The 21,478-nt window shown below is 73.0% G+C and carries 17 protein-coding genes and 1 pseudogene; 8 read left to right on the top strand and 10 right to left on the bottom strand.

Translation table 11 applies throughout. The features are described 5' to 3' along the window. The first annotated feature begins 224 nt into the window (after nt 1-224). Nucleotides 225-1,163 (top strand): NADP-dependent oxidoreductase, encoded by a 939-nt coding sequence (locus FLX07_RS20595; RefSeq protein WP_142572448.1) that lies wholly within the window; start codon nt 225-227, stop codon nt 1,161-1,163. Beyond that, nucleotides 1,160-1,687, top strand: coding sequence for a cupin domain-containing protein (locus tag FLX07_RS20590; RefSeq protein WP_142572447.1), 528 nt, complete (start codon nt 1,160-1,162; stop codon nt 1,685-1,687). The genes FLX07_RS20595 and FLX07_RS20590 overlap by 4 nt, the downstream gene beginning before the upstream one ends. A gap of 193 nt (nt 1,688-1,880) precedes the next feature. Here FLX07_RS20590 and FLX07_RS20585 read toward each other — a convergent pair. The 3 genes and pseudogenes from FLX07_RS20585 to yczE form a co-directional block, all read right to left on the bottom strand. Beyond that, nucleotides 1,881-3,704, bottom strand: a pseudogene (locus FLX07_RS20585) (glycoside hydrolase family 15 protein); the annotation flags it as partial. Nucleotides 3,705-3,743: 39 nt separating this feature from the next. Next, nucleotides 3,744-4,280, bottom strand: coding sequence for a hypothetical protein (locus tag FLX07_RS20580; RefSeq protein ID WP_142572446.1), 537 nt, complete (start codon nt 4,278-4,280; stop codon nt 3,744-3,746). Between the two features lie 5 nt (nt 4,281-4,285). Beyond that, the gene (gene yczE / locus FLX07_RS20575) at nt 4,286-4,915 is read right to left on the bottom strand and encodes a membrane protein YczE (protein ID WP_142572445.1); all 630 of its coding nucleotides are present in this window, start codon (nt 4,913-4,915) and stop codon (nt 4,286-4,288) included. 64 nt (nt 4,916-4,979) lie between these two features. Between yczE and yczR the strand changes: the two genes are divergently transcribed. Then, nucleotides 4,980-6,446: a MocR-like transcription factor YczR gene (gene yczR, locus FLX07_RS20570; protein ID WP_142572444.1), complete on the top strand. Its 1,467-nt coding sequence runs from the start codon at nt 4,980-4,982 to the stop codon at nt 6,444-6,446. A 43-nt stretch (nt 6,447-6,489) separates the two neighbouring features. Here the strand turns inward: yczR and FLX07_RS20565 are convergent, their stop codons facing one another. After that, nucleotides 6,490-7,995, bottom strand: a complete 1,506-nt coding sequence (locus FLX07_RS20565; RefSeq protein WP_142572443.1) for a peptide MFS transporter — start codon at nt 7,993-7,995, stop codon at nt 6,490-6,492. A 100-nt stretch (nt 7,996-8,095) separates the two neighbouring features. Next, the gene (locus FLX07_RS20560) at nt 8,096-8,815 is read right to left on the bottom strand and encodes an SDR family oxidoreductase (RefSeq protein WP_142572442.1); all 720 of its coding nucleotides are present in this window, start codon (nt 8,813-8,815) and stop codon (nt 8,096-8,098) included. A gap of 125 nt (nt 8,816-8,940) precedes the next feature. Here FLX07_RS20560 and FLX07_RS20555 point away from each other — a divergent pair, with 125 nt between their 5' ends. From FLX07_RS20555 to FLX07_RS20535, 5 genes are all read left to right on the top strand, one after another. After that, nucleotides 8,941-9,804, top strand: coding sequence for a LysR family transcriptional regulator (locus FLX07_RS20555; RefSeq protein ID WP_142572441.1), 864 nt, complete (start codon nt 8,941-8,943; stop codon nt 9,802-9,804). Between the two features lie 97 nt (nt 9,805-9,901). Continuing rightward, nucleotides 9,902-11,743, top strand: a complete 1,842-nt coding sequence (locus tag FLX07_RS20550; RefSeq protein WP_142572440.1) for an AMP-dependent synthetase/ligase — start codon at nt 9,902-9,904, stop codon at nt 11,741-11,743. Nucleotides 11,744-11,836: 93 nt separating this feature from the next. Next, a complete protein-coding gene (locus FLX07_RS20545) occupies nt 11,837-12,745 on the top strand; it encodes a hypothetical protein (protein ID WP_142572439.1) in 909 nt (302 codons plus the stop codon). 179 nt (nt 12,746-12,924) lie between these two features. Then, on the top strand, nt 12,925-13,887 hold the full coding sequence (locus tag FLX07_RS20540; RefSeq protein ID WP_142572438.1) for a hypothetical protein: 963 nt from the start codon (nt 12,925-12,927) through the stop codon (nt 13,885-13,887). Between the two features lie 186 nt (nt 13,888-14,073). Then, nucleotides 14,074-14,730, top strand: coding sequence for a response regulator transcription factor (locus FLX07_RS20535; protein WP_142572437.1), 657 nt, complete (start codon nt 14,074-14,076; stop codon nt 14,728-14,730). Here the strand turns inward: FLX07_RS20535 and FLX07_RS20530 are convergent. The 5 genes from FLX07_RS20530 to lanKC form a co-directional block, all read right to left on the bottom strand. Beyond that, a complete protein-coding gene (locus tag FLX07_RS20530) occupies nt 14,632-16,440 on the bottom strand; it encodes an ATP-binding cassette domain-containing protein (RefSeq protein ID WP_229689845.1) in 1,809 nt (602 codons plus the stop codon). The two genes, FLX07_RS20535 and FLX07_RS20530, sit on opposite strands and share 99 nt — an antisense overlap. Next, the gene (locus FLX07_RS20525; RefSeq protein WP_142572436.1) at nt 16,437-18,218 is read right to left on the bottom strand and encodes an ABC transporter ATP-binding protein; all 1,782 of its coding nucleotides are present in this window, start codon (nt 18,216-18,218) and stop codon (nt 16,437-16,439) included. Before FLX07_RS20525 ends, FLX07_RS20530 begins: the two co-directional genes overlap by 4 nt. Before the next feature lie 127 nt (nt 18,219-18,345). Beyond that, on the bottom strand, nt 18,346-18,486 hold the full coding sequence (locus FLX07_RS20520) for a SapB/AmfS family lanthipeptide (protein ID WP_223853912.1): 141 nt from the start codon (nt 18,484-18,486) through the stop codon (nt 18,346-18,348). A 59-nt stretch (nt 18,487-18,545) separates the two neighbouring features. After that, nucleotides 18,546-18,677: a SapB/AmfS family lanthipeptide gene (locus FLX07_RS20515; protein ID WP_142572434.1), complete on the bottom strand. Its 132-nt coding sequence runs from the start codon at nt 18,675-18,677 to the stop codon at nt 18,546-18,548. A 6-nt stretch (nt 18,678-18,683) separates the two neighbouring features. Further along, complete coding sequence (gene lanKC / locus FLX07_RS20510; protein WP_142572433.1) at nt 18,684-21,299, bottom strand: class III lanthionine synthetase LanKC; 2,616 nt, start codon at nt 21,297-21,299, stop codon at nt 18,684-18,686. Between the last annotated feature and the right edge of the window lie 179 nt (nt 21,300-21,478).

Raw genomic sequence — 21,478 nt, 5'->3', positions numbered from 1 at the left:
CCGGGGGCCACGGCCTGCCTCTACATCGCGTTCGCGGAGTGCTCTCCGTGATCGCCGGAGTTGACGCCGGGCGTCCGCGGGCTCACGAGCGCACCCGCGACGGGCGGTCCGCGACCTCGGCGGTGGGGAGCCGTCACCACCAGCGCACAGGCGGACCCAGTCGCGCCACAGGCGGACCCCCGTATTGAGCCGCCCGCAACCAATCCGGGACGAAAGGATCAAAGATGCGAGCAATCACCGTGCGTGATCGTGACGCTGATGTCGGCGGTCTCACCCTGACCGACATGCCGTACCCGCACGCCGCGGAGAACGACGTCATCGTGCGCGTGCACGCCGCGGGCTTCACCCCCGGAGAGCTCGACTGGCCGGCGACGTGGACCGATCGCGCCGGCCGCGACCGGACACCCACCATTCCGGGGCACGAGCTGTCCGGAGTCGTGGTCGAGCTCGGCTACGGAACCACGGGCCTGACCGTGGGCCAGCGGGTCTTCGGACTGACCGACTGGGCTCGCAACGGATCCCTGGCGGAATACACCGCGGTGGAGGCGCGCAACCTCGCCCCCCTCGCGGCCGACGTCGACCACACCGTGGCCGCCGCGCTGCCCATTTCCGGACTGACCGCGTGGCAGGCCCTGTTCGACCACGCCCACCTCACGACCGGCCAGACCGTCCTGATCCATGGCGCCGCGGGCGGCGTCGGCTCGATCGCCGTCCAACTCGCGCGAGAGGTAGGCGCCCGGGTGATCGGCGCCGGCCGGGCCGACGACCGCGATGTCGTGCTCGGCCTCGGCGCGCGGACCTTCCTCGACCTGGACGCCGACGACCTGCGGGGCGTCGGCGAGGTGGACGTGGTGCTCGACGTGATCGGCGGCGACATCCTCGCACGATCGACCGAGCTGGTACGTCCGGGCGGCACCCTCGTCACCATCGCCATGCCGCCCACCGTGCAGCCCAAGGACGGGCGAGCCGTCTTCTTCGTCGTCGAGCCCGACCGCGCCCGGCTGACCGACCTGGCCGAGCGCCTGCGGGCCGGACGACTCAACCCCATCGTCGGCGACGTGCGACCGCTGGCCGAAACGGCCGCGGCGTTCGCCCGTCACCGCCGCACACCAGGCAAGACCATCATCCAGGTCACGGACGAACAAGGAGCACAACACTCATGATCAGAGAGCGAATCGCCGGCGGAGTGCTGATCGCCGGCGCTGCTGCCGCGATCCTCGGTTGCGCCCCCGGGACGGAGCAACCGGCCGCGCAGGCCATCCGGGCGTCACAGGCCCAGGTCACCACCGTCACCCAGGCGACACACGCGACACAGGAACACGCCGGCGCGGCGATGGCTACGGGACACCCTTCGGAGAGCCTCAAAGTCCTGATCCAGAAGGCGCTCCCGAACGTCCCCGGCAAGACCTTCACCTCGGCGATCGTGACCCTGCCGCCGGACGCCCGAGCCATGCCGCACCGGCACGGCGACGCGTTCGTCTACGCCTATGTGCTCAAGGGCACGGTACGCAGCCGGCTTGACGGCGCACCGATGCGGACATACCACCAGGGCGAGAACTGGACCGAGCAGCCAGGAGCCCACCACGTCGCCACGGAGAACGTCAGCAACAAGGAGCCGGCCGAGCTCCTCGTCGTCTTCGTCTCCACAACCGGGGATCCGCTCAAGGTCGACGACCCGCACAAGTAGCCCGTCGCGACACTCCCCGGTGCATGAGTCACCGACGCCCGGGCCGGTTGTCCTGGCTGGGGCGGACTCCTGACCGGCACTCTTCGCCGGTGCTGCTCGGCCACCGTCGGCTTGGAGGTGTGGGTCGACGGGCAGCGCCGCGCGAGCAGGGTCGATGCCGCTTCAGGACCTCCCGAGAACGACGTCCTTGAGCTCACCGCGCGCTGGTGCGGGTGCGGGCCACGGCCGGTGCGGGTGGTGCCGATGTTCGTGCTCCGCTCAGCGCCTGGGCGGTGTGGATCAGGTGGACGTGGCTGAAGGCCTGGGGGAAGTTGCCGAGTTGGCGGCCTGTTCTGGGGTCGTATTCCTCGGCGAGGAGGCCGACGTCATTCGACAGGGCGATGAGGCGTTCGAACAGCTCGACGGCGTCGTCGTGGCGGCCGATCATGGCTCTGGCCTCGGCGAGCCAGAAGCTGCAGGCGAGGAAGGCGCCTTCGCCGCCGGGAAGGCCGTCGACGGGGTTGTCTTCGGCGAGGGGGTAGCGCAGGACCAAGCCGTCGGTCATGAGTTCGCGTTCGATGGCCTCGACGGTGCCGATGACGCGGGGGTCGTCGGGGGGCAGGAAGCCGACGATGGGGATCCGCAGCAGGGCGGCGTCCAGTTCACGGGAGCCGTAGGACTGGGTGAAGGTGTTGCGTTCGGGGTCGTAGCCCTTGTCGCAGACCTGCGCGTGGATGCGGTCGCGCAGGGCGCTCCACCGGTCGAACGGCCCGGTGCGGCCCAGCTCCGCGGCCCCCCGGGTCACGCGGTCCAGAGCGAGCCACGCCATGATCTTGGAGTGGACGAAGTGCCGGCGGGGGCCGCGCACCTCCCACAGTCCCTCGTCGGGCCGGTCCCAGTTGTGTTCGAGGAACTCGGCCCCTTTCATCACCAGTGACCAGGTGTAGTCGTCGGGCGGCATGCCCTGCTTGCGCGCCCTGTAGAGGGCGTTGACCACCTGACCGTAGACGTCGAGCTGGAACTGGCCGGCGGCGCCGTTGCCGATCCGGACGGGGCGTGAGCCCTCGTAGCCGGACAGCCAGTCGAGCGTCGTCTCCGGCAGGCGGCGCTCGCCGGCCACGCCGTACATGATCTGGTGGTCCTCGGGGCGGCCGGCGATGGCGCGCAGCAGCCACACGCGCCAGGCGTCCGCCTCCTCGACGTATCCGCATCGCAGGAGCGCGTCGAGTGCCATCGCCGCGTCGCGCAGCCAGCAGTAGCGGTAGTCCCAGTTGCGCACTCCGCCGAGGTGCTCGGGCAGCGAGGTGGTCGGCGCCGCGATGATCCCGCCGGTCGGGCTGTAGGTGAGCGCCTTGAGCGTGATCAGCGATCGGACGACGGCGTCCCGCCAGGGACCCCGGTAACCGCAACGGGAGATCCACTCCCGCCACACGGCGACGGTGAGGCCGAGCTCGCGCAAAGGGTCGATGCGCTCCGGCTGGGGCCGGTGGGAGGGGTGCCAGGTGAAGACGAACGGCACCCGCTCGCCGGCGGCGACCGTGAACGTCGCCTCGTGCCGGTAGTCGCCGCCCTCCAGGCAGATCGGGGAGTGCACCCAGACCGAGTCCGGGCCGCCTACGGCGTGCAGGTGACCGCCGATCCGGCGGGCCCACGGCACGATGCGGCCGTAGTCGAATCGGATGCGGATCTCGGTCGTCATCTCCACGGCGCCGGACAGGCCCTCCACGATCCGCACGAGGTCGGGATTGCCGGAGCGGGGCGGCATGAAGTCGACGACCCTGGCCGTCCCGGTGGAGGTCTCCCAGTCGGTCGCGAGCACCAGCGAGTCCTCGACGTACGCCCGCCGGGTGGCCCTGTCGCGTTCCGCGGCGGCCAGCCGCCAGAAGCCGTTGTGTTCGTCGCCGAGCAGCCGGGAGAAGCAGGAGGGAGAGTCGAACCTCGGCAGGCACAGCCAGTCGATCGAGCCGTCCATGCCGATGAGGGCGGCCGACTGCGTGTCCCCGATCAGGGCGTAGTCCTCGATCCGCACCCGCTCGCCTCCCCGCGCTCGCCTCCCCCTGCGTACGGCGTGTCCCCCTCAGCGCCGGGTGTGGGCCTCCTCCCTCGGCAGCGGGCCCACGCCGGCCCGCCGGCCCGGGCGCATCCGTGCGTGCCGTTGCCCGGGGCCCGGTCCGGTACGGCCGGCCAGGGCGTCGGCCACGACCCCGGTGGCGAAGGCGTATACGGCCTTGTGGAGCACATCAACGCCGAGTTCGAGACGGGGCCAGGTGGGGGGCGGCGCGCCGACCCCGGTGGCGTTCTCCAGGATCTGGTCGTTGGTGAGCCGCACCACGGCGAACTTGGCCGACGACCACGGGCCCCTCAGCCCGGCGTGGGCCATGACGGAGCGCAGGACCCCCAGCAGCGCGCCCTCGCCGTAGTGCATGGCCCAGTTCACGGCGTCGGACGCGCGACCGGACCGCTCGGCCATGCCGGTCAGGCGTTCCAGGACCCGCGCCGGGACGTAGGAGCCGGGCCGCCCGGTCAGGCGCTGCTCCACCTTCTCGCCGAGGGTCATCACCGCCGCCCCGGCCGCTCCGGCGACCAGGCCTTCCCAGAGCGCTCGCCTCATCATGACCGCTACGTACCCGGTGGCCGGGCGGTGTCCCCGGCGGGAGCCCACAGCTTCATGAAGACCTGCGTCACCGGGCCGATCGTCACCGCGAACACCACCGTGCCGATCCCGACCGTGCCGCCGAGCAGCCAGCCCACGGCGAGCACGCCGATCTCGACGACCGTGCGGGCGAGCCGGATGGACAGCCCGAGCCGGTTGAGGCCCGTCATCAGGCCGTCGCGCGGCCCCGGACCGAAGCCGGCGTGGATGTAGAGGCCCGAGGCGGCGGCGATGGCGACGATGCCGCCCAGGAGGAAGGCCCACTGGACCGGCCAGGCCGTGGGCGCGGGCACCAGCGCCATCACCCCGTCGGCGCTGGTGCCGACCACCAGGACGTTGCTGATCGTGCCGAGGCCGGGGCGTTGCCGCAGGGGGATCCACAGCAGCAGCACCAGCGCGCCCACCAGGTTGATGCACAGGCCGATCGACCACCCGGTGCGCACCGACATGCCCTGGTGGAAGACCTCCCAGGGGTCGAGGCCCAGCCCGGACCTGACGAGCAGGGCGATTCCGGCGCCGTACAGCGCCAGGCCGGTGTAGAGGCGGATGAGCCGCAACGGGAGCGAACGGGGGCTGGGGAGGGAGAGTTCGGTCATAGTCGGCCCATCGTGTACGCGGCCGGGGTTGCGGGAAAAGGGCCAATCAGAGAAATTGGCCTTTATGGACCGGCACCTCAGCGCTCCCCAACTGGCCAGGCTCGTCCGGAGCGGCATCGGCGACGGCACAGGGAAAGGCATCGGGAAAGGCGCGGGCGACGCGCGGGAAGCCCGGCCCTACTACCGGGCGCTCGCGGAGGCCGTACGCGGCCTGGTCCTCGACGGCAGGCTCGCCGTGGGGGTGCGGCTGCCGGCCGAGCGGCACCTGGCCGAGTGCCTCGGAGTGAGCCGCACCACCGTGACCGCCGCGTACGACCGGCTGCGCGAGCAGGGCTATCTGGAGAGCCGGCAGGGGTCCGGCAGCCGGGCGGCCCTGCCCGACGCGGGCGCGCTCGGGACCGACAATCCGTGGCTGGCGTCGGACGACGGGCTGCTGCCGCTGCACGCGGCCGCGCCCGCGGCGACCGCGCTGCTCGGCGAGGCCATCGAGGAGGCGGGCCGGGCCTACCATCGGTACGCGCTGGGGATGGGTTACCACCCGGCGGGGCTCGCGCCGCTGCGCGAGGCGATCGCCCGCAGGTACGGCGAGCGGGGGCTGCCGACCCGGCCCGAGCAGATCCTCGTCACGGCCGGGGCCCAGCAGGCGATTCACCTGCTGATGTCGGTGTTCGCCGGGCCGGGGGACCCGGTGCTGGTCGAGTCGCCGACCTATCCGCACGCGCTCGACGCGGCCCGGATGCGGGCAGCCCGGCTGGTGCCGGTCGGCGTGGAGGAGGACGGCTGGTATCTCGACCTGGTGAGCGGCGCGATGCGCCAGTCGGCGGCCCGCCTGGCCTACGTCATCCCCGACTTCCAGAACCCGACCGGCCACCTCATGGCCGACGGCACCCGCGCCGAACTGGTGGAGGCGGCCCGCCGGCACGGCGTCACGCTGATCGCCGACGAGAGCTGGGCGGAGATCGTGCTGGACGAGACGGCGCGTGCGGCGCCGCTCGCCGCCTTCGACACCGACGGCCGGGTGATCAGCGTGGGCTCGGCCTCGAAGCTGTGGTGGGGCGGCCTGCGGGTCGGCTGGATCCGGGCGAGCGCCGCGACCGTCCGCCGCCTGGCCGTGCTGCGGGCCGCCGTGGACATCGCGGGCGCGGTCTTCGAGCAGCTCGTGGTCGCGCGCCTGTTCGAGCGGATCGAGGAGGCGCGTGCGGAGCGCCGCCGCACCCTCGGCGCCTCGTGCGCGGCGCTCGCCGCGGTCCTGCGCGAGGAACTGCCCGGCTGGGCGTTCAGGGTGCCGCGCGGCGGCGGCTCGCTGTGGGTGCGGCTCGACGGGCCGGTGGCGAGCTCGGTCGCCGGGGCCGCCGCCGCCCGTGGCGTACGGCTGGCTCCCGGACCGTGGTTCGGGGTGGACGGCACGCTGGAGGGCTACCTGCGGCTGCCGTTCACCCAGCCGCCGGCCGTGCTGGAGGAGGCGGTGCGCCGCATCGCCCGCGACCCCGCCGGCTATCGCCCGTCCGAGCCGCTCACGCCGACCCTGTGAGCGCCGCGTTCAGCCCTGTCTCCCGTTCAGTGCTGTCTCCGCTTCAGCCGGGCGCGGGCACCGACGGCATGTGGTGCTCGGCCATCAGGGTGCGGAGCCTGCGCACGAACAGCAGCATGACGAGCCCTGCCGCTATCGCGGCGAGCGCGAGGACGAGGTAGTAGACGGGCATCGGCACGACCGTGGTCAGCCGGTAGGCCTGGCCGCCGACGGAGTCGCCGAGGGCCATGGAGAGGAACCACAGGCCCATGAGCTGGTTCTCGAACGCCCGGGGGGCGAGCTTGTTGGTGACCGACAGCCCGGCCGGGCTGAGAAACAGCTCGCCGACGGTCTGGATCAGGTAGACCGACAGCAGCCACATGATCGAGACCTTCACCCCGCCGGAGGCGGCGCCGGCCGCGACCGACATGACGACGAAGCTCACCCCGACGCACACCAGGCCGACCGCGAACTTGAGCGGCGTGCTGATGCGGGTGCCCGCCTTGAGGAACATCTCCGCGAAGAGGGGGGCGACGAGGATGATCGCCAGCGAGTTGACGTTGCCCACCCAGCCCGGGGGGATCGTGAAGCCCAGCACGTTCAGGTCGGTGTCGTTCTTCGCGAACAGCAGCAGGGCGCTGCCTGCCTGGTCGTAGACGAGCCAGAAGATCGCGGCGGCCAGGAACAGCCAGACGTACGCGAACAGCCCCCTCCGCTCCTGCTCGGTGACCTCCCGCGAGGAGAACAGGAAGGCGAAGTACGCCACCGGCACGGCCGCCGTCACGACCGTGAGCACGAGGGCGAAGCGGTCCACGGTGAGCGTGCCGCTGAGCGCCCACAGGGCCAGCGCCCCCGCGCCGGCGGCGAGGCAGACGCCCGCGACGACCTTGAAACGCCGCTCCTCGTCCGGGGTCAGGCGGTGGTCCGGCTCCTCGCCGGCGCCGCACAGGGTGGCCCGGCCCCGGACGTACTGCGTCAGGCCCACGGCCATGCCCAGCGCCGCCGCGCCGAAGGCGAGGTGCCAGCGGTCGCCCGTCTGGAGCCAGGGCACGATCATGATGCCGAGGAACGCGCCCAGGTTGATGCCCATGTAGAAGATCGTGTAGCCGGAATCGCGCCGGGCGTCGTCCTCGTGCCGGTACAGCTCGCCCACCAGCGCCGACATGTTCGGCTTGAGCAGCCCGCTGCCCAGCGCGATCAGCACGAGGCCGAGCCAGACGAACCCGCCGCCCATGGGCATCGCCATGCTGACGTGGCCGCCCATGATGACCAGGGCGCCGCACAGCACGGTCCTGCGCGCCCCGAGCAGCCGGTCGGCGAGCCAGCCGCCCGCGATGGCGAGCAGGTAGACCGAGGCGATGTAGACGCCGTAGATGCCGACCGCGGTGGTCTCGGGCAGGCCCATGCCGCCGCGCGTGACGGGCGCGGTCAGGAACAGCACGAGGACGGCGCGCATGCCGTAGTAGCTGAAGCGCTCCCACATCTCCGTGCCGAACAGCGTGGCCAGCCCCCGTGGATGGCCGAAGAACGTCTGCTCGCCCGGCGGCGGGCCCGATCTTCCGGATGCCATGCGATCCCCCCGATCACGCACCATCCTGTGTACCTTACCTGGCTTTATGTCCCTTTTGTCCGATTGTGATGGCGTCGTGAGGGGCACGGCAGCAGCGGGGTCACACCAGGATCGCACCGCCGTCCACGGTGAGGACCGTGCCGGTGACCCACCCCTGGGTCATGCAGTAGAGGTAGGCGGGCGCGACGTCGCCCACCTCGCCGACCCGTCCCGCGGGGACGGCCGCGCCGACACCCTCATACATCGCCTGCCGGTCGGTCTCGCTCATCGACGCCCACAGGGGCGACCGTACGACCCCGGGCGAGACGGCGTTGACGCGGACGGGGGCGAGCTCGACGGCGAGGGCGCGGACCAGCGACTCGATCGCCCCGCAGATGCTCGCCGCGACGGCCCAGCCGGGGCCGGGCCGGTCCTTGGCGACGCCGGTGGTGAGGGTGATCGAGCCGCCGGCGCGGATCAGGGGGACGGCGGCCTGGACGGCGGCCAGGGCGCCGAAGTAGCGCACGGCGAAGAAGTCCCGGGCCGCGGCCAGGTCGAGCGTGGCGACAGGCATGAGGTCCAGTGCCTCCCCGGCGGTGAACACCAGGTGGTCGAGCTCGCCGATCTCCTGGAGCACCGCCCGCACGCGGGAGGGGTCTGCGAGGTCGGCGACCTTGCCCACGGTCCCGCCGGGGAGGGCGGCCAGCGCCCGGTCGACGCCGGCACGCCTGCTGGACACCACCGCGACCTCCGCGCCCCGGGCGGCGGCGGCCTCGGCGGTGGCGAAGCCGATGCCGGAGGTGCCGCCGAGGACGACGACGCGCTGTCCCTTGAGGTTCATGAGACGGGCCTTTCCATAAGTGCCGTTCTGTCCCCTTCACGATGCCGCCGCACCGGCCCCGCCGTCCAAGACCCTTCCGGGCCGCTGTAATACCCTGAGGGCATCACGGAGCGGAGGAGATGCCGGTGGACGTCGACCTGCGCAAGCTGCGCTACTTCGTCGAGGTCGCCGAGCGGCTGCACTTCGGCCGCGCCGCGCAGGCGCTGCACATCGCGCAGCCCGTGCTGTCCCGGCAGATCCGCGCACTGGAGAGCGAGCTCGGGGCTCAGCTGTTCGTCCGGGACAGGCGGGCGAGCGAGCTGACCCCGGCGGGCCGGCAGCTGCTGGAGGACGCCCGGCCCTTGCTGGCCTCCGCCGAGGCGCTGCGCCGTCGCGTGGGCCGGGCCGCCCGCGGCCCGCGCGTGTTCGCCGTGGGGTTCATGCCGGGCCTGATCGTGACGCCCGCGGTCCGCGCGCTGTCGGCCCGCCACCCCGGCCTGACCGTCGAGGTGCTGCGCATGAGCTGGGACGACCAGGCCGAGCTGATCCGCGACGGCCATGTTGACGTGGGCTACGTCCGCCTGCCGATCGATCGACGGGGCCTTCGGACGCGCCACCTGCTGTCCGAGCCCCGCGTCGTCAGCCTGCCCGCCGACCACCGCCTCGCGGGCAAGGACGTGATCAACGCGGCCGACCTCGCCGACGAGCACCTGCTGCAGGACCCGGACGCCGTCCCCGAGTGGCGGGACGTCGCCACCGAGATGGCCACCGGTTCCCGCGGCGCGGGGCCGCAGATCCGCACGGTCGAGGAGAAGCTCGAACACGTCGCGGCCGGACGCGGGATCGTCATCCTCCCGCTGTCCACGGCGACCTTCTACACCCGTCCCGACGTCGTCCACGTCTCCGTGTGCGACCTTCCGCCCAACCAGGTGCACCTGGCCTGGGACGCCACCCGCCGCAGTCCGCTGATCCAGGAGTTCGTCGGCGTGGCCGTCGCTTCACAGGGCTGAATCTCGCTCGCGCCGGCTCTCCGCCGGGGTCTTGCCGACGGTGATCTCATGTGGTGCGATGCATGCCACGCGTGCGAAATGCCCGTTGGGAGGCGCGATGACCGGCGTGCTGGAAGAACGGGCCGCGATCGAGCGGGAGATAGCGGGCAGGACGATCTGCGAGCAGCTCAGGTGGGCCGCGCAGGGGCATCCGGACTCGCCGGCCTACTCCGATCCGGCCGGGGACGGCTGGACGACCCTGACCTACGCCGAGGCGCGCAGGAGGGTGCTGCAGATCGCCGCGGGCTACGCCGCGCTGGGCGTGCGGCCGGGCGACGCCGTCGCGCTGATGCTGGTCAACCGCAGCGAGCACGTGCTGGCCGACCTCGGGGCCGTCCACGCGGGCGCCGTCCCCTGCTCGATCTACGCGACCTTCGCCCCCGAGCAGGTCGCGTACGTCGCCCGCGACGTGGGGGCGCGCATCGCGGTGCTCGGCGGCCCGGCCGACCTGGCCCGCTGGGAGCCGGTCCTCGGTGAGCTGCCCGCGCTCACGAAGGTCGTCATGCTGGAGGGCGCGCCCGAAGGCGACGAGCGCTTCCTGAGCTGGGAGGCGTTCTTGAAGCTCGGCGCCGGCGCGCTGGCCGCCGACCCGGCCGCGGTGGACGCGCGCTGGCGCGCGGTGACCGCGGAGGACACGCTGACCGTCCTGTACACCTCGGGGACGACGGGCACCCCCAAGGGCGTCCCGCTGACGCACGCCAACGTGCTGTTCGAGATCGCCTCCACCCAGCGGATGATCCAACTGCCCACCCACGGCACGCAAATCTCCTACCTCACCTACGCCCACATCGCCGAGCGGGTGCTCAGCCTGTACCTGCCGCTGGTCAAGGTCAACCACGTCCACTTCTGCACGGACATGGCGAACCTCGGCGCCACGCTCGGCCGGGTGCGTCCCGTGCTGTTCTTCGGCGTTCCCCGCGTCTGGGAGAAGATGACGTCCCGTCTGCAGGCGCTGCTGGCCACCCAGCCGCCCGAGCAGCAGGAGAGCGTGCGCGCGGCGATGGCCGCCGGGCTCGCGTACGTCGAGGGGCTGCAGCACGGCCGCACGGTCACCCCCGAGGTGCGCGAGGCGTACGAGCGGGCCGACGCCGCGCTGCTGTCGGTCGTGCGCGGCCTGATCGGGCTCGACCAGGCCCGCTGGTGCGCGACCGCCGCCGCGCCGATGCCGGTCGAGGTGCAGCGGTTCTTCGCCGGCCTCGGCCTGAAGGTCATCGACGTATACGGCATGACCGAGACGACCGGCGCCTTCACCGTCAACTCGCCGGACGTCTTCAAACTCGGCACGGTGGGCCGGGCCGAGCCGGGCGTCGAGGTGCGGATCGCCGAGGACGGCGAGATCCTCACCCGCAGCCCGCTCAACACCCGGGGCTACCTCGGCCTGCCCGAGGCGACCGCCGAGCTCCTCGACGACGACGGCTGGCTGCACACCGGCGACGTGGGGTCGGTCGACGAGGACGGCTTCGTCCGCATCGTCGACCGCAAGAAGGAGCTGTTCATCACCTCGGGCGGCGAGAACGTCTCCCCGGCCGCCATCGAGGGCCATCTGACGGAGCATCCGCTCATCGGGCAGGCCCTCGCGTACGGGGACCGCCGGCCCTACCCGGTGGCGATCCTCACCCTGGACGGCGAGGTGGCGCCCGAGTGGGCGCGGGCGCGCGGCATCGCCTTCGGCTCCCTGGCCGACCTGGCCGCGCATCCGGACGTGCTCAAGGAGGTCGAGGCGGCGGTCGAGTCCGCGAACCGCAAGCTCGCCCGGGTGCAGCAGGTCAAACGGTGGCGGCTGCTGCCCGTCGAGTGGACGGCCGAGACCGCCGAGCTCACCCCCAGCCTGAAGCTCAAGCGCCGGGTCGTCCACGCCAGGTACGCCGAGGTGATCGAGGAGCTGTACGCGACCGGCTGATCCCGGGGCGGGCTCTCCCCGGGGCGAATCTTTACCGGCCCGGGAGTGTGTCGGGGGCCGGGGGCCCGGCGGGTGTGCGTACGGTCACGGGGCATGATGAGACCTCTGCTCGCGACGCTGGTCCTCGCGACCGCGACGACGGCGGCGGCCGCGCCGGCCCCCGCCTCCGGTGACCTGGCCGTCCGCTCGGTCGAAGTGCGCCCGTCCAACCCCGTGGTCGGCCCGAGCGGGTCGGTGCGGCTGGTCGTCGACGTGGTGGCGCGCGGAGCGGACCGCGTCTCCGTCGTCCTGGAACCGGGCCGCGCCCCCTCGGAAGGCGACGAGCCCGGAGGAGAGCCAGGCAAGGAGCCGGAGCCGGCCGTGACGCCCTCGCCGCCGTCCGGCGACGCGGTGCCGGTGCCGGTGCCGGTGCCGCCCGCCTCACCGGACCCGGTGGTCCCCCCGGGTGCCGCCCTGCCCGCGACCGTGCCCCTGCCGGGCCTGGGCGGGCTGGCGTCCGCCGCGATGCCCCGCGTGATGGGCGCGTCGCGGGACGGCCGGCCGGTCCGCCGGATCTCGTCGGGGGAGTGGGAAACCTGGCGGTTCCTCCCGGACAAGCCGCTGTCGCGGTGGTATCCGAACGGCCCGTGGACGGTCACGGCGACCGCGGTCAACGCGCAGGGCGAGCGGGCCGTCGCCCGGGGGGAGTTCAACCTGCGCCGGACGACCGAGATCGAGGGGCTCAAGGTGGTGCGCGACGGAGACGACGTGCGCGTCACCGGGACGCTGCTGCGGGTGGACCCGGTCGGGAAGGTCGACTACCGGCCCTTCGCCGGGCAGCGGGTCAGGATCCAGTTCCGTCCCGCGGGGTCGTCCCACTGGATGACCGTCGAGGAGGCGGTCACCCGCAGGGACGGCTGGTTCTCCGCCCGCGTCCGTGCGGACGGCGAGGGCGCGTGGCGTGCCGAATATCCAGGGACATCTCGGTATGCCGCCGACGCCAGCCCGCGCCGAGAAGTGTGAACGGGCCGCCGACGCCTCAGGTGCTCCCCACGCGTCCATAACGCGAATATCGGGAAAGTTATCGTTCCGAGACCTATTTTCCGAAGATGTGAAGCAACTTTTCTCTCCCTTGTGACGTCTATGACGTAGGCGTGCCCCAAACCGGGGGCGCGTTCCTGAACGGGGAGAGGATCACCCTCATGGTGAAACGAGCTGCTACCACCCTGGTAGCGGTCGCCATGGGCGCCACGGCGCTCGCGACTGCGCCCGCCTTCGCGGACACTGTCGTGCCCACGCCGTCGCCCACGCCGAGCCCCACCGTTGGGCACAACTTCCTTAAGCCGCACACGCCGAGCCACTCCACCGGGCACAACTCGCACAAGCCGTACACGCCGCACCCGAGCATCGTGTCGGTCGACGTCGACCCGAACGTGGTCGTGGTGAGCAAGGGCCGGTCCACCCAGGTCACCGCTCGCGTCACGGCCAAGGACGTCAAGAGCGTGGACATCGACCTGTGGGGCCAGAGGAGCCACGGCGACCACGGCGGCGACCACTGGTTCGGCAACGAGAAGGGCGGTCACAACGACGGTCCGAAGTTCGACCGCGCCTCGCGTTCGTTCAGCTTCGACTGGAGTGACCGGGCGGGCACCTACCGGGTGCACGTCGAGGCGATCGGCCTCGACGGCAAGAAGTACACGGCCGACCGCGCCTTCACGGTGAAGCGCAAGGAGTGGCACGCGCCGCACCCGTCGGGCCCGAAGGCGACGCGGATCGCCGGCTTCGACGCCACGCCCGAGCCGGTCCGCAAGGGCCGCGCGCTGACCCTCAAGGGCAAGCTGCAGGTCGCGCAGTGCTGGGGTGACTGGTACTACGACGGCTGGAACAACCTGTCCGGCCGTCCCGGCGGTGACCGCTACTGCTCCGACAGCCACAACTACTGGAACAACTGGCACTGGCTGGGCTCGCAGAACGTCAAGGTCTACTTCCAGTCCTCGGGCTCCCACAAGTGGCAGTACGTGGACACGATCAAGACCGACGGCGACGGCGACTTCGCCACCAAGGTCCGGGCCTACCGGTCCGGCACCTGGGCGGTGCGGTTCGACGCCGGCCATGGGCTCAAGGGTTCCGAGGCGACCGACTACGTGAAGGTCGTGCGTCACTAGGAAACCCGACCGTGACGCCCGGCTCCCTTGGGGGCCGGGCGTCCGGCTTTCTCGGACGCGGTTCCTGATTAAAGCTGACAGTTCGGGTAGAGAGGTCCCGGCGTGCGCGCGGAACCTGCATAGTGAGTGAAGCGCTGCGGTCACCAACGGCGAGCACCCGCTCGCACCGCGTGTAGGGGGTCTGGGTTGATCCGACTGATGCTCGCCGAGGACATGCACCTGATCCGCAAGGCGCTGGTCGCTCTGTTGTCGAGCGAGGACGACCTCGAGGTGGTGGCCGAGGCGGACAAGGGCGAGGACATCGTCCGGCTCGGCTGCCTGCGGCGCCCCGACGTCGCGGTGCTCGACATCGGGATGCCCGGTGTCGACGGCCTCACCGCGGCGGCCGAGCTGCACCGCCGGTTACCCTCCTGCAGGACCGTCGTCCTCACCGGGCTCGGGACGCCCATGGCGCTGCGCAAGGCGCTGGACGCCAACGTGCGCGGCTTCGTCGTGAAGGACGCCTCACCGGGCCACCTCGTGGACTGCATCCGCCGCGTGGCGAAGGGAGAGCGGGTCATCGACCCCGAGCTCGCGGTGGCCGCGCTCGACGCCGACAGCAACCCGCTGACCGCCCGCGAGCTCGACGTCCTGGAGACCGCGGCCGGCGGCGCCACCGTCGGCGAGATCGCCGACCGCCTGTCGCTGTCGCGGGGCACGGTCCGCAACTACCTGTCCCGCATCCTCACCAAGGTCGGCGCCCGCTCACGCGTCGAGGCGATCCAGATCGCCTCCGAGTGCGGCTGGCTGTGGCCCGCCGTCGGCCGTGACATCGGCATCCTGCGCTACCGCTCCCGCCGGTAGCCTCCCCGGGCCCTCCCAGTGACCCACCAGGTCGGCGTACAGCGGTGAGGACGCCGCCATCTCCTCGTGCGTGCCGAGCAGGACGCGGGTGCCGTCCATGACCAGCACCCGCCGGGCCCGCAGGGCCGAGGAGATCCGGTGCGCCACGACGATCACCGTGCCCCCGCGCGCCGCGAAGGCCGCCTCCGCCCGCGCCTCCGCCGCCGGGTCGAGATGGCAGGTCGCCTCGTCGAGCACGACCAGCCGGGCGGGGGACAGGTAGGTCCTGGCCAGCGCGACGAGCTGCCGCTCGCCCGCGGACAGCTCGGCCGGGTCGAGCGGGCCGCCCGCGGTGCGCTGTGCGAGCTCCGCCAGCCCGAACGCCGCCACCGCCTCGTCCACCCGCTCGGGAGGCGTCCCCGGCGCGAGGTACGTGAGGTTGTCCGCCAGGGTGGCGGGGAAGACGTACGCCTCCTGGGGGATCAGCGCGCGGGCGGCCGGGTGGACCCGCGCGGCCGGGACGCCGCCGACGAGGACCTCGCCGTCATCCGGAGTCAGCAGGCCGGCGACGAGCGCGGCCAGCGTGGACTTGCCGATCCCGCTCGGGCCGACGACGGCCAGATGGTCGCCCTCGGGCACGTCGAGGTCCAGGCCGTCGATGACCGGCTCGGGGGCCTTGCGTCCCGGCGTGCCGTACGCGAAGCGCACCCCGCGCAGCTCCAGCCGGACCCCGCCGGGCTCCCGGTCGCCGTGCGGCACGGGCGGGCCGGGCGCGTGCAGGATGCGCTCCAGCGTGACGGCCAGACGGACGCCGCTGACGCCGAGCCCCTGGACCAGGCCGCCGAGCGCGGGGGACAGCGACTGCATGACATAGGTCAGCGAGCCGAGGATCACCCCGCCGGTGACCCCCTGGCGCACCAGCCAGGGCGCGCCCGCGAGCAGGAGCACCACCGGCAGCCACGCCCCCACCGCCAGCGACAGCGTCCGCGACGCCGTCACCCGGGCCAGCGCCCGCGCGGCCCGCGCCTGCCGGGAGACCTCCCGCCCGACGCTCGCCGCGACGCGCGCCTCGCCGCCGCAGGCGGTCACGTCCCGCAGGCCGCCCGCCATCGCGGCCACCGCGGCGGCCGTGCGCTCGTCGGCGACGATGAACTCGCGCTGACGCCGCGCCAGGGCGGGCAGGGAGAGGAGGAATAGGCCGAGCCCCAGGGCCACCGGCGTCAGCACGAGCGGGACGACCTCCGGGGCCAGCGTCGTCAGCCCGGCCGCCACGCCGGCCACCGTGAACACGAAGGTCCTGACCGCCGTGATGATCGCGCCGAAGGCGTCCCTGGCCAGCTCGACCTGGTGGTTCATCCGGGCGACCGCCGCGCTGTCGCCGCCCCGCCCGGCCCGCAGCGCCCCGGTCACCACGCGCCGCAGCAGGTCGTCGCGGAACGGCTCGACGATCCCGGCGATGAGCAGCAGCACCTGCCGGGCGGCCACCGCGGCCACCGCCCATGCGACGGCGAGCACCGCCAGCCACATCAGGCCGGCGCCGGGCCGCCCCGCGGCGAAGCCGTCGTCCACGGCCCGCGCGATCGCGTACCCGCCGCTCAGCGCGGGCAGGGTCTCCGCCACCGACCAGCAGGCCAGCCGCAGCAGCCGGGAGGGCTCGCGCCGCAGGGCCCGCACGACCACCCGCCCGGCGGCCGCTCCCGGCCGCCCTCCCGCGGGTGCGCGGCGCTTCACGAGGCCTCCTCGGCCCGGAAGACCGCGCGGTAGCCGGGGTCGTCCCACAGCCGCTCGTGCGTGCCGGTCGCGCGCACCCGCCCGTTGTCCAGCCACACGACCTGGTCGGCCTGCGCCGCCGTCGTCACGCGATGGGCCACCACCAGGCGGGTGCGGTCGGACAGGCTCCCGGTGAGCGCCCGCCCCACCTGCCGCTCGGTCACGGTGTCCAGGCTGGACATGGCGTCGTCCAGGATCAGCAGCCGGCCGGCCTGGGCGAACGCGCGGGCCAGGCCGACCCGCTGGATCTCGCCCCCGGACATCGGCGCCTCGCCGGCCGGGGTGGCGTAGCCGAGCGGCAGCCGCCGGATGAAGGCGTCGGCGCGGGCGGCGCCCGCGGCCGCCCGCACCGCGTCCTCGCTGCGCGCCGCGTCTACGCTTCGCACCGTGTCCTCGCTTCGCTTACCGGCGTCGTCCCGTGCGGCGAGGCCGAACGCGACGGCCTCGCCCAGCGTGTCGCCGAACAGCGCGGGCCGCTCGAACGCGTATCCGACGGCCCGGCGCAGCGGCTCGTGGCCGATCTCACGCAGCGGCACGCCGTCCAGCAGCACCGTGCCGCGCTCGGGATCGACGAGCCGGCCGGCGACGGCGGCCAGCGACGACTTGCCCGAGCCCGAACGGCCCACCACCGCCGTGCACGTGCCGCCGGGCACGACCAGGCTGACACCGCTCAGCAGGCGCACACCGTCGGCCCGCACGGTCACGTCGCGCAGCTCCAGGGTGCCCGGGCCCGGCGGCAGCGGCCGGTCCCCGTACGCCGGGGGCGGCACGGCGAACAGCTGCTCCAGGCGCAGGGCGGCCGACCGGGCACGGGCGATGCGCGCCGCGTACCCGAGCGCCGACCCCAGGCCCGCCCCGAGCACGACGTAGCGCGCGGCGGCGAGTAGCTCCCCGACGGTGAGGCCGCCGGCCGACAGGCGTAGCCCGCCGACGGCGAGCACGGCGATCTCCAGAAGCGGGATGACGACGGCGGCCTGGACACCCGCCCGCGCCTGCAGGCGCCACAGCGCCAGGCCGTGGGCGCGCAGGCGGGGGAGCGGGGCGAGCACGCGCGCCGCCTCAAGGTCCTCGGTGCCGGCCGCGGTGATGGTGCGGGCCCCGGCGAGCGCGCCCACCAGCATGGCCGCGATCTCCCCCTGAGCCTGCTGGTAGCCGCCGGAGGCCGCCGTGGTCCTGCGCATGAACGCGCGCAGCACGGCCACGATCAGGAGCAGACCGGCCACGAGCGTGACCGCGAGCCACGGGTCGATCAGCGCGAGGGCGACGACGCTGCCGGCCGCAGGAATGATCAGCGTGGCGGCGGTGACCACCGCCTCGGGGGTCCGTCCGGCCTCCTCCACGTTCACCCCGGCGCGGGTGACGATCTCACCCGCGGTGAAGTGGCGGGTCATGCCGGCGCCGACGGACAGGGTGTGGGCCACCACCCGGGAGCGCAGCCACTGCGCCGCCCGCGCCCCGCTCACCCCGGCCGCGAGCACGCCCAGCGCGTCGCACGCGACGACCAGCGCGACCAGCAGCGCGGCGGTCGTGAGCGGGCCGGTGAGCCCGGACCCGGCCTCGGGCCCCGCTCCATCCCGCGCCTGGATCCGCACCACGGCGTCGACGGCGCGGCCGAGCGCCGCCGGGAGCATGAGGTCGGCCGCGGCGCCCAGCAGCGCCGTCGCCGTCAGCGCCGCGAGCCACGGGCCGCCGCGCCGTACGGCCCGTGCGATCAGCAGGTCCGCCGGACGAGAGCTCACCGGGTCCTCCAGAAGGGAAAGGCCGGACAGGACGGGGCACGGGAACGCTTCCGCGTTTCCGGCCGGGGCCGGAAACGCGGAAGCCTGGGCGGCCGCGACGACCGCCCAGGACTCCCTCAGCGTGCTATCAGCCGCAGATCAGGCTGAGGCTGCTGTTCTCGTGCGGGGTGCAGGCCAGGAGGCTCAGGTTGCTGCCGCCGCCGCCACCACCGCTGTGGCCGCCGGGAACCTCGAGGGTCTGCAGGTCGAGAAGCGCCATCTGGATCATCTCCTTGTATGGGTTCCATCAGCCGGATGCGGCTGAAGTTCGTGTTCTTGGGAGGGTCGTCAGCCGCAGATGATGCTGAGGCTGCTGTTCTCGTGCGGGGTGCACCCGAGCAGGCTCAGGTTGCTGCCGCCACCGCCGCCACCGCTGTGGCCGCCGGGGACCTCGAGGGTCTGCAGGTCGAGGAGCGCCATGTGCGTTCACCTCCTTCCGGGGCTGGTCGGGACGTTCGACCCGGCGGCGGTGCGCAGGGGCCCCTGCGCCTGAGACCGTCCGGGGGGCTCGAGAAACGGGAGGTGGACCGGCTCGTCGTGCAGCGCGGTGCCGAGCGCGAGCAGCACGCCGGCGCTCCCGGTGGACAGATCCATGGACAGGCGGAGCAACTGGGCTCCGGGGAAGGCCAGCCCGTCCTGGTGGGGAAGCTCGTGCCAGGTCAGCCGGGCGATCTGCGCCGCGGCGGCCTCCGGGTCGGGGCGGGAGCCGGACGACAGGCAGGCGATCATGCCGGCCCGGCCCGCGAACAGCCCCGACTGGACGTAGTAGTGCAGGGTCGTGACCGGCCGGATGGCGGCCAGCGACTCGGCGAAGATCTCGTCGTGCCGATGGGTCAGGTAGCGGTCCAGCACCAGGCCGATGCCGGCCGACCCCTCGTCGAGGTAGGGATTGGTCCGCCAGCCCTGCTGCACCTGGAGCTGACCGTCCTCGCGGCCGACGCACCGGCGCAGGTCCTGCCGCAGCGCGGTGGCCGCGAGGTCGAGCAGCCCGGGATCGCCGGTGCGCTCGTAGGCGTGCAGGAACATCAGGGCGGGTCCCGACGAGCCGTACATCAGCCCCGCGTGCGGGTGCCGCCCGCCGCTGATCTCGGGCACGTCGTCCGGGCCGCCGAGCCGGTCGGCCACCACCGCCACGACCTGCGCGGCCCGCTCGCGCAGCTCCGGCTCGCCGGTCGCGTCGTGCAGGTGCATCAGGGCGAGGGCGACGCCCGACAGGCCGCGGTAGAGGCTCAGATCCAGCCCCTCACTGAGCTCCCGCGCGCATCGCCGCGCCACGTCGAGCGCCTCCTCGCGGCGGCCGAGGGCCTCCAGCGCGTACGCCACCCCGTGCAGGCCGTCGTAGAAGCCGGGCCCGATGCCGGGTCTGGCGGCCTGCCTGAGCAGCCACTCCTCGTGCTCGGGGAAGCGCCCCGACCCGGTCGCCGCGAGCGCGTACAGCACGCCGGCCGCGCCGTTGGCGAGGCTGACCCCGCCGCCGGGCTGGAACTGGACGATGTCGCCCGGGAACAGCCGGTCCTCGCGGTCCGGTGTCGCCGAGGCGAGGATCGCCTTCGCCAGCGCGTCCCGGACGGCGGGCCACCCCTCGGTGAGCCGGTCCGGCCGGGGCAGCCGGCTCGGCTGCGGCGCGGGCGGATCCTCGCCGAGGATCGTCCGTACGGCTCCCTCGATCAGCGCGGGGGGCACGGGGAACGTCTCGACGATCAGCCGGCCGAGCTGGGCGGCCTTGGGCCGGTGGAGCTGCAGCAGCATGGTGGTCATCGGGGCGAACACCCCCAGGTGCAGGCAGGCCAGCGCGTACTCGTCGGCCTCGACGCCGGCCAGCTCGCGCGGCGGCACGAAGCCGGGATTGGCGAGCGTGGGCCGTCTGCGCTCCTCGACGGGAGAGGAGACCTCGAAGTCGATCAGGACCACGCGGTCGCCGTCCACCAGGATGTTGAAGGGGTGCAGGTCGCCGAACACCACGCCGCGCTCGTGCAGCGCCGAGACCGCGGCGCGCACCTTGGCGAGCATCCCGATGGCCCACTCGGTGTAGTCCGCGTCCAGCTCCGGGGTGCGGTCGGCCCGCGTGAGGGGGTGCCGCTGGGCGATGAGCTGGCTGAGCGAGGTGCCGTCGACGTACTCCTGCACCAGGAAGTGGTGCTCGCCGGCCGTGAAGTAGTCGCGCAGCGCCGGCACGACGTCGAGGCCGGCCAGGCGCTCCATGATGGCGGCCTCGTGCCGCAGGCGGGTGACGGCGTCGCGTCCCTCGACGTCGAGCCCGGCGTGCGGGCGGCCCTCCTTGAGCACCACCTTCTCGCCGGTGCGCCTGTCGCGGCCCAGGTAGACGCCGCCGCCGTTGGAGAAGTGCAGGACGCTCTCCACGTCGTACGGCACGCCTTCGAGGGTCACCGCGTTGCGCGCGGCCAGGTGCGGTTCGAGGAACGCCGGCAGGGTCACCCAGGAGGGCAGGGCGAACGCCGGACCGCGCACGTCGGGGACGAGGTTCCCGTCGGCGTCCTCGATCGCCAGCACCCGCTCGCCGTTGTCGTCGAGGCAGTGGCGCTCGGCGAACCCGCCGTACCGGACGAACAGGGGGCCGTCGCCGTACCGCAGGTCGCTGAGGATGTACGGGCCCTCGACGCCGTCGAGGATCTCGGCGAGCTCCTTGAGCGTCAGCTCCAGCTGCGCCTCGTCCACGGGATAAATGGTGACCAGCTTGCCGCTCGACCCGCGGAAGGCGTACTTGGAGTTCTGCATCGTCATCACGCGCCGGCCGCGCAGGAACTTGAAGGCCAGCCCGCGGGGTACGCAGTAGTCCCAGGCAGCCGCGATCACCCGCTCCGCCTCCGGCACGGAGGAGGAGATGTGGATCTTCCAGCCCTGAGTGGGCAGACCGGCACCGACCGGCGCGTAGTGCAGCCAGGTCTCGCTCTCGGCGTGCGCCCATCCGTCGGGGGTGGGGCGGGCCGCGATGGTGAAGTCGGGATGCTCCGCGCGCTTGGTGTCGAGGGTGTCGTAGAACAAGGGATCTGCGAGGCAGTAAATCTCGTACTTACTAATCACAAGATGTCCCCTTAGGCCGGTCACGTCAAAGAATTCCGGAAATAAGGAGAAGGGCCAAGTTACGCCCGTCAACTGTGCCTTGTGAAATCTGCATATAACGAACCGTGACGCAGTCATGGGTCGACGGGTGATGCCGCTCGCGGCTATCTCCTCGATGCCACCCGGACTATTCGGTCAAG

It is taken from the genome of Microbispora bryophytorum, assembly GCF_006874465.1.
Lineage (GTDB): Bacteria > Actinomycetota > Actinomycetes > Streptosporangiales > Streptosporangiaceae > Microbispora > Microbispora bryophytorum.
This window is presented reverse-complemented; position numbering and strand designations above follow the sequence as displayed.